Raw genomic sequence first — 15,203 nt, 5'->3', positions numbered from 1 at the left:
GGAGGTGACGCGTGGATGAACTGACGAAACAGCTCTGCACCAGCGGCTATGCGAAAGACAACGGTATCCTTTACTGGAACGACGCGGTCTATATTCGCGAGGACGTGCCCGCGTTTGCCCTGCTGGAGATGCGCCGGGTGCTGGGGCGCACGTTTGAGCCCCAGGCCCTGAGCGCGGAAGCGTTTGACGAGATGCTGGCCAAAATCTGGCAGCAGAACAGCGGCGTTTCGCAGCAGCTGGTGGACGATATGGATGCCGATATCGATCTGATGGCGTTAACCGAGGAGATCCCGGACAACGAAGATCTGCTGGATAACGACGAAAATTCGCCGGTGATCCGCCTGATCAACGCCATTCTCGGCGAAGCGGTAAAAGACGGGGCGTCGGATATACACATCGAAACCTTCGAGCGCACGCTCAGCATTCGCTTTCGCGTTGACGGCGTGCTGCGCCCGGTACTGCAGCCCGCGCGGAAGCTGGCGCCGCTGCTGGTGTCGCGTATCAAGGTTATGTCAAAGCTGGACATCGCGGAGAAACGTCTGCCGCAGGATGGCCGTATCTCGCTGCGCATCGGCCGCAAGGCCATCGACGTGCGCGTGTCGACCATTCCGTCTCAGTACGGCGAGCGCGTCGTTATGCGCCTGCTCGATAAGAGCAACCTGAAGCCGGACATCAACAAGCTCGGGCTTATCGATGAAGAGCTGGAAAAACTGAAAGGGCTGATCGGCCGCCCGCACGGCATTATCCTCGTCACCGGGCCGACAGGCTCCGGTAAAAGTACCACCCTGTACGCCATTCTGTCGGCGCTCAACGGGCATGAACGCAACATCCTGACCGTTGAAGATCCGATTGAATACGAGCTGGAAGGGGTGGGGCAGACGCAGGTCAACCCGCGCGTGGACATGACCTTTGCCCGCGGCCTGCGCGCCATTTTGCGTCAGGATCCGGACGTGGTGATGATCGGGGAAATTCGTGACGGCGAAACCGCGCAAATCGCGGTGCAGGCGTCGCTTACCGGTCACCTGGTCATGTCTACGCTGCACACCAACAGTGCGGCGGGGGCCATCACCCGCCTGCGGGATATGGGCCTCGAGTCCTTTTTGATCGGTTCGTCGCTACTCGGCGTCATTGCCCAGCGTCTGGTGCGTCGGCTGTGTCCGCACTGCCGTACCACCAGTCCGCTGGATGACAATGAAAAAGCGCTGTTTAGCTTTATGGATAAGCCGCCGAAGGCCATCTACCGCGCCGCTGGCTGCGAGCACTGCCGCCAGAGCGGGTATCAGGGGCGCGCGGGCATTCACGAGTTTCTGGTGGTCGACAGCGCCATGCGCCGCGCCATTCACGAAGACAAAGATGAAATGTCCATTGAGACCGAGCTTTTCAGGCAGGCCTACAGCCTGCGCGAAAACGGGCTGCTGAAGGTTATCAGCGGCATCACGTCGCTCGAAGAGGTGATGCGCGTGACCGCCGAGCGTGGGGGCGATGAATAATGGCTTTTTACGCGTGGACCGCCACCGATGCCGCGGGGAAAACCCGGCGCGGCACGCTGCAGGCGGAAGGGCCGAAGCAGGTGCGCCAGTCGCTGCGCGAGCAGAAGCTGATGCCGCTCACCATCACCGAAACCCGTGAAACGTCGACGGCCGGAAAAGCGAAAACCGGGGCTAAGCTCTCCACGCCGGTGCTGTCGATGTTTACCCGCCAGCTGTCGACGCTGGTTAACGCGTCGCTGCCGCTGGAAAGCGCCCTGAAGGCCATTTCAAAGCAGACGGAAGACAAAAAGCTGGCGGCGATGGTGACGGAGATCCGCGAGAAGGTGGTGGAGGGCCATACGCTCTTTGACGCCTTCAGCCAGTTCCCGCGCACCTTCGACAAGCTGTACTGCACGCTGGTGATGGCCGGGGAAAAAACCGGCCATCTCGGCGATGTGCTGGAGAAGCTGGCGGAATACAACGAGCAGCGTCAGAAGATGAAAAGCAAGCTGACGCAGGCGATGGTTTATCCGATCACCCTGACTGTGGTTGCCGTGGCGGTGATCTCCATCCTGCTGGTGGCCGTAGTGCCGCAGGTAATCGAGCAGTTTGTGCATATGAAACAGCAGCTGCCGATCACCACCCGCACGCTGATTGCGGTGAGTGATTTCCTGCAGGCGTACGGGATCTACATCGCGGGTGGCCTGTTTGGCGCAATCGTGGGCTTTAAGGCGTGGGTGAAGAAGGCGGCGAACCGCTTTCGCTGGCACAGCTGGCTGGTGAATGGCTCGCCGATCAAAAAGCTGGTCTGCGCCATCAACAGCGCGCGCTATATCCGCACGCTCAGCATCCTCCAGGCCAGCAGCGTGCCGCTGCTGGAGGGCATGTATATCGCAATGGACGGCATCGAGAACCTCCATGCCCGGCAGGTGCTGGAGCAGGCGGCGGATACCGTGCGCCAGGGGGCGTCGCTGTATAACGCTCTGGATCAGGCAAAGCTCTTTCCGCCGACCATGCTGTACATGATTGCCTCCGGCGAAGAGAGCGGGGAATTGGGTTCATTAATGGATCGCGCCGCGGAAAATCAGGAATCGGCATTACAGCATCGAATTACGTTAACGCTGTCGGTATTTGAACCGGCGCTGGTGGTGACAATGGCGACGGTAGTTTTATTTATCGTACTGTCAATATTACAGCCGCTTCTTCAGCTCAATAATATGGTGGGTTAAATATGGCTTTAAAACGAAACAGCCTGAAAGGTCAGGCCGGGTTTACGCTGCTCGAATTAATGGTGGTCATCGTTATTCTTGGGGTGCTCGCCAGTATGGTGGTGCCAAACTTGATGGGGAATAAAGAAAAGGCCGATGCCCAGAAAGCGACCAGCGATATTGTAGCGCTGGAAGGCTCTCTGGATATGTACAAGCTGGATAACCACCGCTACCCCACGACGGAGCAGGGCCTGCAGGCGCTGGTCACTAAACCCGACATCGCGCCCATCCCGAAAAACTACCGTGACGATGGCTATATTCGCCGCCTGCCGGAAGATCCGTGGGGGAATGATTATATTCTGGTTAGCCCTGGTGAACACGGTGCGGTGGATGTTTTCTCCGCAGGCCCGGATGCCGAAGCCAATACGGCTGATGATATTACCAACTGGTCTTTAGATAAAAAAGAGAAGTAATGAATAAGCAACGTGGGTTTACCTTACTGGAAATTATTCTGGCGCTGGTGATATTTGCCTCCTGCGCCATGATGGTGGTGTCAACTATTCCATCGCGCAGCGGCGCGGATATTTTCGGTCAGCAGCTTAAAGCCCTCGTTGAATATGGTTCAGACCGTGCGGTGATGGACGGCAATATCGTCGGGCTGGTGCTCACCACCTCAGAATATCAGCTGGTGACCTGGGCCGGAAAAGAGGGCGAGCGCCGCTGGGAGCCCTTAACCGCCGGGCGCATCATCACCCACGGCCAGTTCCCGGAAGAGATGCACGTCTCGCTGTCACCGCAGCGCATGGCCGCGACAACGGACGCGACGCCGCAGATTGTCTTTTTGCCGGACGGGGAGATTAGCCGCTTCACGCTTTCTCTGCAGAGCTTCGATAAAAAGCAGCGCTTTCGCGTGGTGTCGCAGGGGGCTTCTCCTGTTTCGGTAGAGAACGATGGCTAAACGCAAAGAACGGGGGATGACCCTGCTGGAGGTGATGGTCGCCCTGGTCATCTTCTCCACCGCCGCGCTGGCGCTGATGAATTCCGTCTCGCTGAACGTGCGCTTCACTCACGGCCTGGGCGATACGCTCCAGGCCAGCTGGGTGGCGGAAAACCAGCTGGCGGAAGCCCGGCTGAGCAATACGCCGTTCCCGGACGCGATGCAGTCCGGTACGGAGACGATGGGCGGCAGAAGCTGGACCTGGCGCAGGCAGCGGGTCAGGACTGCGGAAAATCGCTTTGCCGACGACGTGCAGGTGTATGCAGAGGGCGAGGAAGATAAGCCGGTAATTACCCTGCAGGTGACAGAACCCGGAGAGGTAAATGAGTAAGCACGTTCAGCGTCAGCAGGGCTTTACGCTGCTGGAGATCATGATTGCGCTGACCATCTTCGCGGTCATCAGCACCCTGGCGTGGCAGATCCTCGACGGGGCCATGCGCACGTCGAACGCAACCGACGTAGCGGCCACCCGGTTAAACCAGCTTCAGCGCGCCTATAACCTGCTGGAGCGTGATTTCTTTCAGCTTCAGGCGCGTGCCCCGCGCAACGAGCCTGAGGTTTTCGTGCAGCATGACGACGCGCTGGAGCTGACCACGCTGAACGGCGTGAGCGGCCAGGTCCAGCTTGAGCGCGTGCGCTGGCGGCTTAAGGACAAAAAGCTGTGGCGGGACATCTGGCCGGTCATCGATGCTCCTGAGGAGGCGAAGCCGGAAGAGGTGCCGATCCTCAGCGACGTCAAAGAGGCGTCGTGGCGCTTCTGGAAGGCGAGCTGGCTGGACAAATGGACCGATACGGCGCATCAGCCGGACGGCGTGGAGCTGCTGCTGACCATGGAGAATGGCGATACCTGGCGCTGGGTCTTTACCACGCCGGGTGACGTGCCGGACGCGCCAGCCGCGCCGGATGCGCCAAAAGAACCAGCGCCTGCGACGCCTGCCGATGCGGCGACGCCAGCACAGCCGCAGCCGGTAACCGCCCCGTCAGGAGAGAAAAAATGAGCGGAAAATCGGTTCGAAAACAGCGCGGCGTCGCGCTGCTGGTGGTGCTAATTTTGCTGGTCATGATGTCGGCGCTGGCCGCCAAAATCAGCCAGCAGTTCTGCCGCAACCTTCAGAAAACCCGTTATCAGGTAAGCCAGCAGCAGCTGCGCTGGTCCATTCAGAGCCAGCAAAAAGCGATTGAAGATCGGCTCCAGACCTACGCCAGCGGCGAGAGCAAGGGGCTGTCGCCGAAGGGCGAGTGGACAGAGCCGGTTGAAACCGAAGGCGAAAACTTCACCGTGGTGAGCCAGATTGCGGACGCCCAGACCTGCTTTAACGTGAACAATTTACTGGCCGCCGATCCGACGCCCGCCGCCCAGGCGGCGGGGGCGCTGCCGGAAAAGCCGGTGAAAGAGCGCATCGTCGAGCAGCTGCTGGCCGACAGCGGCATTTCCTCCGGGGACGCAGAGGAGATTTACCAGCAGTTGCTGGACTATCTCGATGGCGATACCACCACGGCCAAAGAGGGGCTGGAGGCGGACGCCTGGGCCGGCGTTGAGCCTGCCCGGCAGCCCGCGAACCAGATGATGCGCACCGCGGGAGAGCTAAAGCTGCTGCCCGCGTTTCCGGCGTCGGCATACGGCAGGGTCAGTAAGGTGCTGTGCGCGTTACCCGACAGCGCCAGCAAGGTGGATGTCAATACGCTCACGGAAGAACAGGCGCCGCTGCTGTCGGCGCTGTTTGTCGGCTCGCTCAGCGTTGATGAAGCCACGCGGCTACTTGCCTCCCGCCCGGAAGAGGGCTGGGAGTCGATGGAGGCGTTTCTGAAAGAGCTGGAGACGAATTATCCGCAGACCAAAGACGCCCTCAGGCAGGTGCAGGCGTTTCTGGCGGTGAACAGTAATTATTTCCGGGTCAACAGCACCGGCAATACCGATGATTTAACGCTGCGCGTCGTCAGCCAGCTTCATGTTGATAATGAAGCCGGGAAGGTGATTACCTGGCAACGTCGCTACCGAATGGTTGAATAACACAAGACGAACTCTATGAAACAGGTGCTTTTTATTCGTCCCGACACGCGCGAGGACGGGAACATAATGTGGTGCGAGTCCGGTAGCGAGCACGTGGAACAGCTGCGGGGGCTGGCGTCCCTGGCGGATCTCGCGGAAAACGCGCTGGCCGCCAGGGTGTGCCTGCTGCTGCCCGCCAGCGAGATGATCTTTCGTCACTTCACGCTGCCCAAAAAAGGCGGCGCCGAATTTTCCTGGCTGGCGGAAGAGACGCTGATCGGCGACGTGGACAACCTTCACTGGACGGTGCTGAACAGGAAAGGACGGGAAGTGGACGCCGTCGCGATTGATGCCGACCGCCTCCGTTACTGGCTTAACCGCTGCGCTGACGCCGGGCTGACGGTGGTGCAGGTACTGCCGGATGCGTTCCTGCTCCCGGTAAAGGACGGTGGCACTACGCTGGTCTCAACCGATGACGGTTACTGGATGCGTTACTCGCCGTCTGGCGCCTGTGAAACCGACGCCGGGCTGCTGCCGCTGCTGTTAAGCCAGCAGGGCGTGGGTGTGCGCGTCTGCTACGGCGATGCGCCTGCGGGCGTGCAGGTGGATGAAAAGCTGGCCTGGCAGCACCCGCTGGTGCTGATCCAGCCGCAGTGGAAAAGCTGCAGGGCGAACCTGCTGCACGGTGAATTCTTAGCCGGCGGAACGCATGGCGGTTTCCGTTATCCGAAATCGGCTGTCGCCGCCGTGGCGGTACTGAGCCTGGGGCTGCTGCTTGGCCCCCGCATCGGCATGGCCTGGATGCTGGCCCATCAGGAAAACCTGGCCCGCCAGCAGATGGTTGAACTGGCGCAGCACTATTTTCCAACCCTCCGGCAGAAGACCAACCTTAAGTACCACTTCGGACAGAACATTAAGAAAGAGAAAAAAGGCGTCTTTCTTCAGCTGGACGCGCTGGAGCAGATCAAAGCCTCTCTCCCTTCGGTTGAACTGAGTGAAGTCGGCTATGACGACACGCAGAATCAGCTGACGCTGAACATTAGCGCCACGGATCCCGCTGCGTTACAGGCGTTCGTCAATAAGGCCAGTGATACCTTCGACTTTACGCTGCAGCCGGTTTCCAGTGAGGCGCCCTATGCTGCCATCATCACAGGGAAATATAAATGAAAGAGAAAATAGGACAATTAAAGGCCCGCTACCGGAACTATAGCCCGCGCGAGCGAAAACTGTTTGCAGCGTGCGGGGCGGCGCTTTGCTGCGCCATTATCTGGTACGGGGTGATGACGCCTCTGGATAATATTATTAAAAATGAACGCAGCACGCTGCAGAAACAAAAGCAGACCCTGAACTGGATGCGTGCAGAAATTAATAAAAACCATCTTCAGGCCAAAGTAGTAAAAACCAGTAATCCCCGCAGCGTGGTGGAAGAAAGCGCGAAAGAGATCCACATTAGCCTGAGCAATATTCAGCAGGACGGCCAGTCTATGACGTTTAATATCGACAGAATTAACGTGTATGAACTGAAAAACTGGCTCAGGGAAGTGAATTTAACCTCCGGCGTACGTCTGGAAAAAATGGATCTTGTCCCGGTGGATCATCTCAGCGACGTGAAGGCACAGATTAAACTGTCCTGGGCGAAAGTGGCATGAACCCGCTGATGCTGCTTCAGACTGGCAATCTGCCCGCGCTGTGCCTGATGAGCGGCGCGCTGGGGAGCATTATCGGCAGCTTTTTAGGGGTAGTGGCAGAGCGTATTCCTCCGCTTGTAAAAGAAGAGGAGGGGGCGGGTAACCTGCTTTTTCCGGCGTCTCACTGCCCGGCGTGTTCGCATCGCCTCTCGTGGTGGGAGAATATTCCTGTTCTGAGCTGGTGCGCCCTGCGCGGCCGGTGCCGCTGCTGTAAAGCGGCGATACCGGTGCGGCTGTTGTTTCTTGAGCTGTCGAGCGCGCTCTTTTTTGCCCTGACGGCGGCGTTTGCGCCGTCGCTGGCGGGCCTGCTAGCGCTGTGGGTGCTGTGGTGCGGCCTGCTGCCGCTCGCCACCATCGATGCAAAACATCTGCTTCTGCCGGACTGTCTGACCCAGCCGCTGCTCTGGGCTGGCCTGCTGTATCACGCGTTTTGCCATACGCTGCCCCTGACGGATGCCGTGTCTGGCGCGGTGGCGGGTTACCTGTCCCTGTGGCTGCTCTACTGGGGATTTCGCCTGACGACGGGCCGCGAAGGATTAGGCTATGGCGACTTCAAGCTGCTGGCTGCGCTGGGCGCATGGTGCGGCTGGCAGGCATTGCCCTCACTGTTACTTGCCGCGGCGTTAAGCGGTATTGCGCTGTATTGTCTTTTTTATAAATCCGTTAATAAACAGAATATCCTCCCATTCGGCCCGATGCTGTCACTGGCGGGATTGGTTATTTTTATTCTACAGACGCTGCAATTCACATTCTGATTTAACTGGTCAAGTTTTTTTTAAAGTTTTTTCGGCAAGGGAATGAAAGGACTTATATGGATTCCCGGCGTATTGTTATAAGCACAAGCTGTAAGGATTATCGCTCATGTCTATTTTATGGAGGATATTATTAGAATAATTAAAAATGACTCTTGGTTTTAGTTAAATAATATATTCAGTACTCGCCCATGCGATATGGAAAGCATGGTTGTTTTAATTTTCGCAAATAATATTATCAGGAATTAATAATGAAATTTATGAAGCCTACTTATCTGGCGCTCTTTGTAGCAGCCGTTTCCGGCTCTGCATTCGCCGCAGCGCCGGGTACGCCTTCAATCAGCAGCGGTAACGACAAATTTGCTATCGTTGAAGTGGATCAGGCGGTAGTGGACTACGGTAACCTCGTTAAGGTGCATAACGACGGCGTCGACGTTAAGGTTGAGTGGAACGTCTGGAGCGGCGACGCGCCTACCTCCGGTAAAGTGCTGCTGGACGGCAAAACCGTATGGTCCGGTGCTGCCGGCGCATCCGGTTCCGCCACCTTCAAGGTGAAAAAAGGCGGTCGCTACCAGGAGCAGGTTGAGCTCTGTAACAACAGCGGCTGTACCAAAAGCGCAAGCAAGCTGATCGTCGTGGCCGATACCGACGGTAGCCACCTCCTGCCGCTGAATACCCCGCTGCAGGAAAACAACAAAACCTTCGCAAAACATACCGATAAAGTGGTTGCCGCTTACTTCCCTGAATGGGGCGTATATGGCCGTAACTTCCCGGTGGATAAAATCCCTGCGTCTAACCTGAACCACATCCTGTACGGCTTCATTCCAATCTGCGGCGGCGACGGCATTAACGACGGTCTGAAAACCGTTGAAAACGGCAACAGCTTCGCCAACCTGCAAAAAGCCTGCGCGGGCCGCCCTGACTTCACCGTGGCTATCCATGACCCGTGGGCTGCGCTGCAGAAACCACAGTCCGGCGTGTCTAACTGGGACGACCCGTACAAAGGCAACTTCGGCCAGCTGATGGCGCTGAAAAAAGCCCATCCTGACCTGAAGATCCTGCCATCCATCGGCGGCTGGACCATGTCCGATCCGTTCCACCACATGAACGATACCGCCATCCGCGCACGTTTCGTCTCCTCTGTTAAAGACTTCCTGAAAACCTGGAAATTCTTCGACGGCGTGGATATCGACTGGGAATTCCCGGGCGGCGGCGGCGTGAATGAATCGCTGGGCAACCCGCAGGTGGATAAAGCAACCTATACCGCGCTGATGCACGAGCTGCGCACCATGCTGAACGACCTGTCCGCTGAAACCGGCCGTACCTATGAGCTGACCAGCGCCATCGGCGCGGGTAAAGATAAGATCGAAGACGTGGACTACACCACGGCGCAGCAGTACCTCGATCACATCTTCCTGATGAGCTACGACTTCTACGGCGCGTGGAGCATGACCGATCTGGGTCACCAGGCCGCGCTGCATGCGCCAGCATGGCGTCCGGAGACCAACTACACCACCGAAAATGGCGTTAACGCGCTGCTGGAGCAGGGCGTACAGCCAGGCAAAATCGTCGTGGGTGCAGGCATGTACGGTCGCGGCTGGACTGGCGTTCACGGCTATACCGGTAACAACCCGTTCACCGGTACCGCGACTGGCGGCGTGAAAGGCACCTGGGAACCTGGCGTGGTTGACTATCGCCAGATTGTGAACGAGTACAAGGGCAAGCCAGGCTGGGAATACGGCTACGACGCAGACGCTGAAGCGCCATACGTATTCAACAAATCCACCGGCGAGCTGATCTCTTATGAAGATGCCCGTTCCACAACGGCTAAAGGCAAGTACGTTCTGGCGAAAAACCTGGGCGGCCTGTTCGCGTGGTCTATCGACTCCGATAACGGCGACATCCTGAACGCGATGAACGAAAGCCTGATGGGTAGCGTTACGCCAGAGCCGGTGGTGACCAACCATGCGCCTGTTGCTTCCGCGGCGGATCAAACCGTGACCGGTCCTGCTTCCGTAACCCTGGATGGCTCTGCGTCAACCGATCCTGATGGCGATGCGCTGACCTACAAGTGGACCCAGATCTCTGGCCCAAGCGTTACCCTGACCAACAGCACCAAAGCGAAAGCGACCTTCTCCGTAGGCGCTGTGACCAGCAACCAGACCCTGGCGTTCCGTCTGACCGTGACCGATGCGAAAGGCCTGAGCAGCACCGCTGACGTGCAGGTTCTGAACAAAGCGCCGAAGGCCAACCAGGCGCCGGTCGTTAACCAGATGCAGAACGTGACTCTGGAAGCCGGTCAGACGTTTGCCCTGAACGTGCAGGCGGCGGATCCGGACGGTGATGCACTGACCTACGCGTGGAGCGTTCCGTCTGATATGCACGCAACCGGTACTGATACCTCCAGCGTACAGATCACCGCGCCGGACGTAACGACTGACTCTACCTACACCCTGAGCGTTGTCGTAAGCGACGGCAAAACCAGCGTACAGTCTAACGTGCAGGTTACCGTAACGCCGAAAGCTACCCCGATTGTGCCTGATGAAGACAATACCCCGTCTGACGAAGGCAACACGCCATCCGATGAAGGTAACACGCCGTCTGATGAAGGGACTGCAACCGGCAGCTGCGATAGCCCGGCTGACGCCAATGCCAGCAAATACGCGGCATGGGAATCCAGCAAAATCTACAACAACGGCGACATGGTCAGCTCCGATAATCTGGTATGGAAAGCGAAGTACTGGACTCAGGGCAACAAGCCTGGCTTTAACGCCGACGCATGGGAGCTGGTCAGCCAGGTGAAAATGAACTGGCGCTCCGACATGGTCTACAACGGTGGTGACAAGACAACCTATGAAGGTTTCGAGTACCGCGCGAAATGGTGGACCAAGGGTGACAAACCAGGCAACAGCGATGTATGGGTGAAAGAAGGCGCGTCAGCAGACTGCAAATAATCTTCTGAGCCTGAAATTGTGGGTGTGATATCAGCCCACAATAACTGACCACACCCCGCTTCGGGTGTGGTCAGTAAATTCAAAAAACTTAACAGGACGTGTTTGAGGAGAATAAAAACCGACCACGCAGGTGAATAATGAAAAGGTTGCTGTTTCTGTTACTGCTATTAAGCCATAGCGCGTTTGCCAATTGCTGGAATAAAGCGTCGCAGTATTACCATATTGACCCGTTTTTGCTCTACGCCATCGCGAATGTGGAATCGGGAATGAACCCACGCGCCGTAGGCATCAATCATGACGGAACGCGCGATGTCGGATTAATGCAAATTAACAGCTCGCATTTTCCCGAGCTCGAGCGCCGGGGGATTAACGAGTATCGCCTGATGACGGAACCCTGCACCTCCATTATGGTTGGCGCCTCCATTCTGTCGGGTATGATCAAGGTTTATGGGTATAACTGGGAAGCCGTAGGCGCATATAACGCCGGGCTTAAAAAAGAAAATTACCCCAGGCGAATGGTATATGCCCATAAGGTCTGGCGTAAGTATCAGCAGTTAAAACTGGCGGCCCGTGACAAAACCAACTGGTGAGTTTTTTCTTTTTTGAAGAGTACCCGCACGTATTCTTCAGAAAATGAAAAACAGCTGTCTGGAGTTTATTTATTAACGGATTAATAAATAAGTTTGGATTTATTTAATTTTATCGAAATTAACAGGAAAAACCGAGATGAATAAAAGGACATTACTGAGCGTGCTTATTGCCGGTGCCTGCGTAGCACCGGTTATTGCTCAGGCCACCATGCTGAAGGCGGAAAGCAGCGAGCCTTACACCATGAAAGCCAGCGATCTGGCTAAAAAGGAAAAAGAGCTCACCGATTTCCCACTGATGAAATCCGTGAAGGATACCATCCGTACGCTGGACAACGCTCAGGTTGAGCAGATTGAGCCAGGCCGTGCAGCCAACCCGACAAACGTGAAGCGCGTTGAAGGGATCCTTAAAGAGAGCGACTGGGAATACCTGTTCCCGCTGCGCGCGAAGGATTACAGCTACAGCAACTTCCTGAAGGCCGTGGGTAAATTCCCGGCGCTGTGCGACACCTACAACGACGGCCGCGACAGCGAGGCGATCTGCCGTAAAGAGCTGGCAACCATGTTTGCTCACTTCGCACAGGAAACCGGCGGACACGAAAGCTGGCGTCCGGAAGCCGAATGGCGTCAGGCGCTGGTTTACGTGCGCGAGATGGGCTGGAGCGAAGGCCAGAAGGGCGGCTATAACGGGGAATGTAACCCGGACGTCTGGCAGGGTCAGACCTGGCCGTGCGGTAAAGACAAAGATGGCGACTTCCTGAGCTACTTCGGCCGCGGCGCCAAGCAGCTGTCCTACAACTATAACTACGGCCCGTTCTCTGAAGCGATGTACGGCGACGTTCGCGTCCTGCTCGACAAGCCTGAGCTGGTGGCGGATACCTGGCTGAACCTGGCAAGCGCGATCTTCTTCTTCGCCTATCCACAGCCGCCAAAACCAAGCATGCTCCAGGTTATCGACGGCACCTGGCAGCCGAACGATCACGATAAAGCCAACGGCCTTGCCCCTGGCTTCGGCGTGACCACCCAGATCATCAACGGCGGCGTAGAGTGCGGCGGTCCGACTGAAATTGCCCAGTCTCAGAACCGTATCAAATACTACAAAGAGTTCGCTAACTACCTGAAAGTCCCCGTACCGGCTGACGAAGTGCTTGGCTGTGCCAACATGAAGCAGTTCGATGAAGGTGGCGCAGGCGCGCTGAAGATCTACTGGGAGCAGGACTGGGGATGGAGCGCGGATACCCCTGACGGCAAGACCTACGCTTGCCAGCTGGTGGGTTACCAGACGCCGTTCAGCGCCTTTAAAGACGGTGACTACACCAAGTGTGTACAGAAGTTCTTCAACGTGAACATCGTTAACGACGACGGTTCAGCGGTCGTACCGGATGAAACCCCGGCTCCTGCTCCAGCCCCGTCTGAAGATGAGACGCCAGCGCCGACACCTACACCGGATGAAACCCCGGCACCCGTGCCGGATGACATCCCGGCGGTGGTAAACCACGCGCCTGTGGCGCAGATTGCCGGTCCAATCGGTGCGGTTGAAGCCGGTGCGCAGGTCTCCCTGAGCGCGGAAGGCTCTACCGACGAAGACGGCAACAAGCTGACCTATACCTGGCGTTCCCAGGACGGCCAGACCGTTACCGGCGATGATAAGGCGGTTGTGACCTTCAGCGCGCCAGAAGCGACAACGGCGCAGCAGTATGAAATCAGCCTGACCGTGAGCGACGGCGAGCTGAGCAGCACCACCTCTTACCTGCTGAACGTGAAAGCTAAAGCCGCCACCCCGTCTAATGACGAAGGCACTTCCGGCGATTATCCGGCGTGGAGCGCGAACAGCAAGTACGGCGCAGGCGATATCGTGAACAACCACGGTAAACTGTTCCAGTGCAAACCGTTCCCGTACAGCGGCTGGTGTAACAACGCACCGCTGTACTATGAACCAGGTGCAGGCCTGGCATGGGCAGAAGCCTGGACGGCATTATAAACAGCAAACGGCAACCGAAAGGTTGCCGTTTTCGTATTTACGCCCTCTCCCTGTGGGCTGAGAGATCCCCAGTAATTTTTTAATGCAGAAGCAATAATGTTGCTTCTGCATGACTGAGGGCTGTCAGCGACGCCCTGGTCCGGCTGTAAATCGCTGAGGCGTTTCCTGCAGGCCGGGGCGAGGCGCATGGATGCGCCGAGAGGGCGGCTTTACAGGGACGTTACATCCGCCCGTCCCCGATAAGCCGGAAGGAATAAGCCGAGGGCACCGCGAAGCGGCGATTTACCGCCGGGAGCCCGGGTCGCCAGGGCGGCGGCGACTGAGCCGCCATGGCACGTTCACAAGTGATGCCGTTACAGAGTAGCAAGGAACATAAAGTGAACGGAATTACCTCTACAGCCATATGTTCCCCCTCACCCCAACCCTCTCCCTCAAGGGAGAGGGGGTCATCCGTGCAGGCATTATTTTAGGGGGATCCCTCAACCCTGTGGGAGAGGGCCGGGGTGAGGGCACAAGGCCGCACCCAATTAACTACCGATGCAGCTTCCCATGATCCCGCAGCCACGCGGCGGTGCGCACAATTCCTTCATCCAGCGTCACAATCGGCTTATACCCCAGCTCGTTCTCCGCGCGCGAAATATCCAGCGTGAAGTCAAAATTCAGCTTAGATACGCCGTAGTGGGTCAGCGCAGGCTCCTTCGCCGATTTGCTGCCAAAGCGCTCCATGCTGCGGGCGATCATGTCCAGCATCGGGTATGGAACGGAACGAATGCGGCAGTCGATTTTTAGCTCGTCAATCAGCCTTTGCACAATGCTGCGCAGCGTGCAGGGTTCGCCGTTGGTGATGTTATACGCGCGGCCCGACGCCAGCTTATCGCAGTCCGGCTGGCTCGCCAGCCACATGGCGTGTACGGCGTTTTCGTAATAGGTCATGTCAACCAGCGCATCACCGCCGCGCGGCAGGAGAACGCTGCCGTAATGGTGCATCATCTGCGCCAGTCGCGGAATGAACACTTTATCGTGCGGCCCGAACAGGCTCTGTGGGCGCAGCACCGTAAAGCGGGTATGCGGGTTTGACTGCGCCAGCAGGTCGATCACCTCTTCACCGGCCGCCTTGCTGCGGGCAAATTCACAGGCAAAACGCGCCGGACGGAAATCTTCCTGGATATCCCGATGGTGGTGATAGTCGAAATAGAGCGACGGAGAGGAGATATGGATAAAGTTACGCACGCCCCAGGCGACGGCCCACTCGCCCAGACGACGCGTGGTGCGCACGTTAGCGAGATCGAAGGCTTCCTGCGTGCCCCACGGGGAGGTAAAGCTGGAGCAGTGCCACAGTGTATCAATTCCGGCGAGCATCACCTTAGCCTGAGAGGAGACCAGCTCCGTCAGATCGGCATGGACAAATTCAGCGCCCATTTTTTGCAGAAGCTTGCCCATCGCCTCATTGCGACCGGTGGCCCTCACGCTGATGCCCTTGTTGCGCAGAAACTCGACCGCATTTCGGCCTAAGCCGCTGGTCGCCCCGGTAACCAGTACCTTCATAACAATCCACTGTGTTGAAAAGAATTTCGTGC

General features: G+C 57.5%; 14 protein-coding genes. 13 read left to right on the top strand and 1 reads right to left on the bottom strand.

Features of this window, described 5'->3' with window-relative positions:
* Positions 1-11: 11 nt before the first annotated feature.
* From gspE to HWQ14_RS19950, 13 genes are all read left to right on the top strand, one after another.
* On the top strand, positions 12-1,490 hold the full coding sequence (gene gspE, locus HWQ14_RS20010) for a type II secretion system ATPase GspE (RefSeq protein ID WP_176610768.1): 1,479 nt from the start codon (positions 12-14) through the stop codon (positions 1,488-1,490).
* On the top strand, positions 1,490-2,698 hold the full coding sequence (gspF, locus tag HWQ14_RS20005; protein ID WP_176610767.1) for a type II secretion system inner membrane protein GspF: 1,209 nt from the start codon (positions 1,490-1,492) through the stop codon (positions 2,696-2,698). Before gspE ends, gspF begins: the two co-directional genes overlap by 1 nt.
* A gap of 2 nt (positions 2,699-2,700) precedes the next feature.
* Positions 2,701-3,150: a type II secretion system major pseudopilin GspG gene (gene gspG / locus HWQ14_RS20000; protein ID WP_148418732.1), complete on the top strand. Its 450-nt coding sequence runs from the start codon at positions 2,701-2,703 to the stop codon at positions 3,148-3,150.
* Entirely contained in the window at positions 3,150-3,635 is a 486-nt protein-coding gene (gene gspH, locus HWQ14_RS19995) for a type II secretion system minor pseudopilin GspH (RefSeq protein WP_148418733.1), read from the top strand. Before gspG ends, gspH begins: the two co-directional genes overlap by 1 nt.
* A complete protein-coding gene (gene gspI / locus HWQ14_RS19990) occupies positions 3,628-4,005 on the top strand; it encodes a type II secretion system minor pseudopilin GspI (RefSeq protein ID WP_148418734.1) in 378 nt (125 codons plus the stop codon). The genes gspH and gspI overlap by 8 nt, the downstream gene beginning before the upstream one ends.
* Complete coding sequence (gene gspJ / locus HWQ14_RS19985; protein ID WP_176610766.1) at positions 3,998-4,672, top strand: type II secretion system minor pseudopilin GspJ; 675 nt, start codon at positions 3,998-4,000, stop codon at positions 4,670-4,672. The genes gspI and gspJ overlap by 8 nt, the downstream gene beginning before the upstream one ends.
* On the top strand, positions 4,669-5,685 hold the full coding sequence (gene gspK / locus HWQ14_RS19980; protein ID WP_176610765.1) for a type II secretion system minor pseudopilin GspK: 1,017 nt from the start codon (positions 4,669-4,671) through the stop codon (positions 5,683-5,685). Before gspJ ends, gspK begins: the two co-directional genes overlap by 4 nt.
* 15 nt (positions 5,686-5,700) lie before the next feature.
* Positions 5,701-6,831: a type II secretion system protein GspL gene (gspL, locus tag HWQ14_RS19975; RefSeq protein WP_176610764.1), complete on the top strand. Its 1,131-nt coding sequence runs from the start codon at positions 5,701-5,703 to the stop codon at positions 6,829-6,831.
* Positions 6,828-7,313 carry a type II secretion system protein M gene (locus HWQ14_RS19970; protein WP_176610763.1) on the top strand — a complete coding sequence of 162 codons (486 nt, stop codon included), beginning with the start codon at positions 6,828-6,830 and terminating at the stop codon, positions 7,311-7,313. Before gspL ends, HWQ14_RS19970 begins: the two co-directional genes overlap by 4 nt.
* Positions 7,310-8,107 carry a prepilin peptidase gene (locus HWQ14_RS19965; RefSeq protein WP_176610762.1) on the top strand — a complete coding sequence of 266 codons (798 nt, stop codon included), beginning with the start codon at positions 7,310-7,312 and terminating at the stop codon, positions 8,105-8,107. The genes HWQ14_RS19970 and HWQ14_RS19965 overlap by 4 nt, the downstream gene beginning before the upstream one ends.
* Positions 8,108-8,355: 248 nt before the next feature.
* The gene (locus tag HWQ14_RS19960; RefSeq protein WP_176610761.1) at positions 8,356-11,058 is read left to right on the top strand and encodes a glycosyl hydrolase family 18 protein; all 2,703 of its coding nucleotides are present in this window, start codon (positions 8,356-8,358) and stop codon (positions 11,056-11,058) included.
* A gap of 137 nt (positions 11,059-11,195) precedes the next feature.
* Complete coding sequence (iagB, locus tag HWQ14_RS19955) at positions 11,196-11,648, top strand: type III secretion system invasion protein IagB (RefSeq protein ID WP_176610760.1); 453 nt, start codon at positions 11,196-11,198, stop codon at positions 11,646-11,648.
* 136 nt (positions 11,649-11,784) lie between these two features.
* A complete protein-coding gene (locus HWQ14_RS19950) occupies positions 11,785-13,626 on the top strand; it encodes a glycoside hydrolase family 19 protein (protein WP_176610759.1) in 1,842 nt (613 codons plus the stop codon).
* Between the two features lie 531 nt (positions 13,627-14,157).
* On the opposite strand, the gene HWQ14_RS19945 is transcribed toward HWQ14_RS19950, so the two are convergent.
* Entirely contained in the window at positions 14,158-15,171 is a 1,014-nt protein-coding gene (locus HWQ14_RS19945) for an NAD-dependent epimerase/dehydratase family protein (protein ID WP_176610758.1), read from the bottom strand.
* Between the last annotated feature and the right edge of the window lie 32 nt (positions 15,172-15,203).

The organism is Enterobacter cloacae (genome assembly GCF_013375935.1).
Classification (GTDB): Bacteria; Pseudomonadota; Gammaproteobacteria; order Enterobacterales; family Enterobacteriaceae; genus Enterobacter; species Enterobacter pasteurii.
The sequence above is the reverse complement of the archived record's forward strand: the minus strand, read 5'-3'. Positions and strand labels throughout refer to the sequence as shown.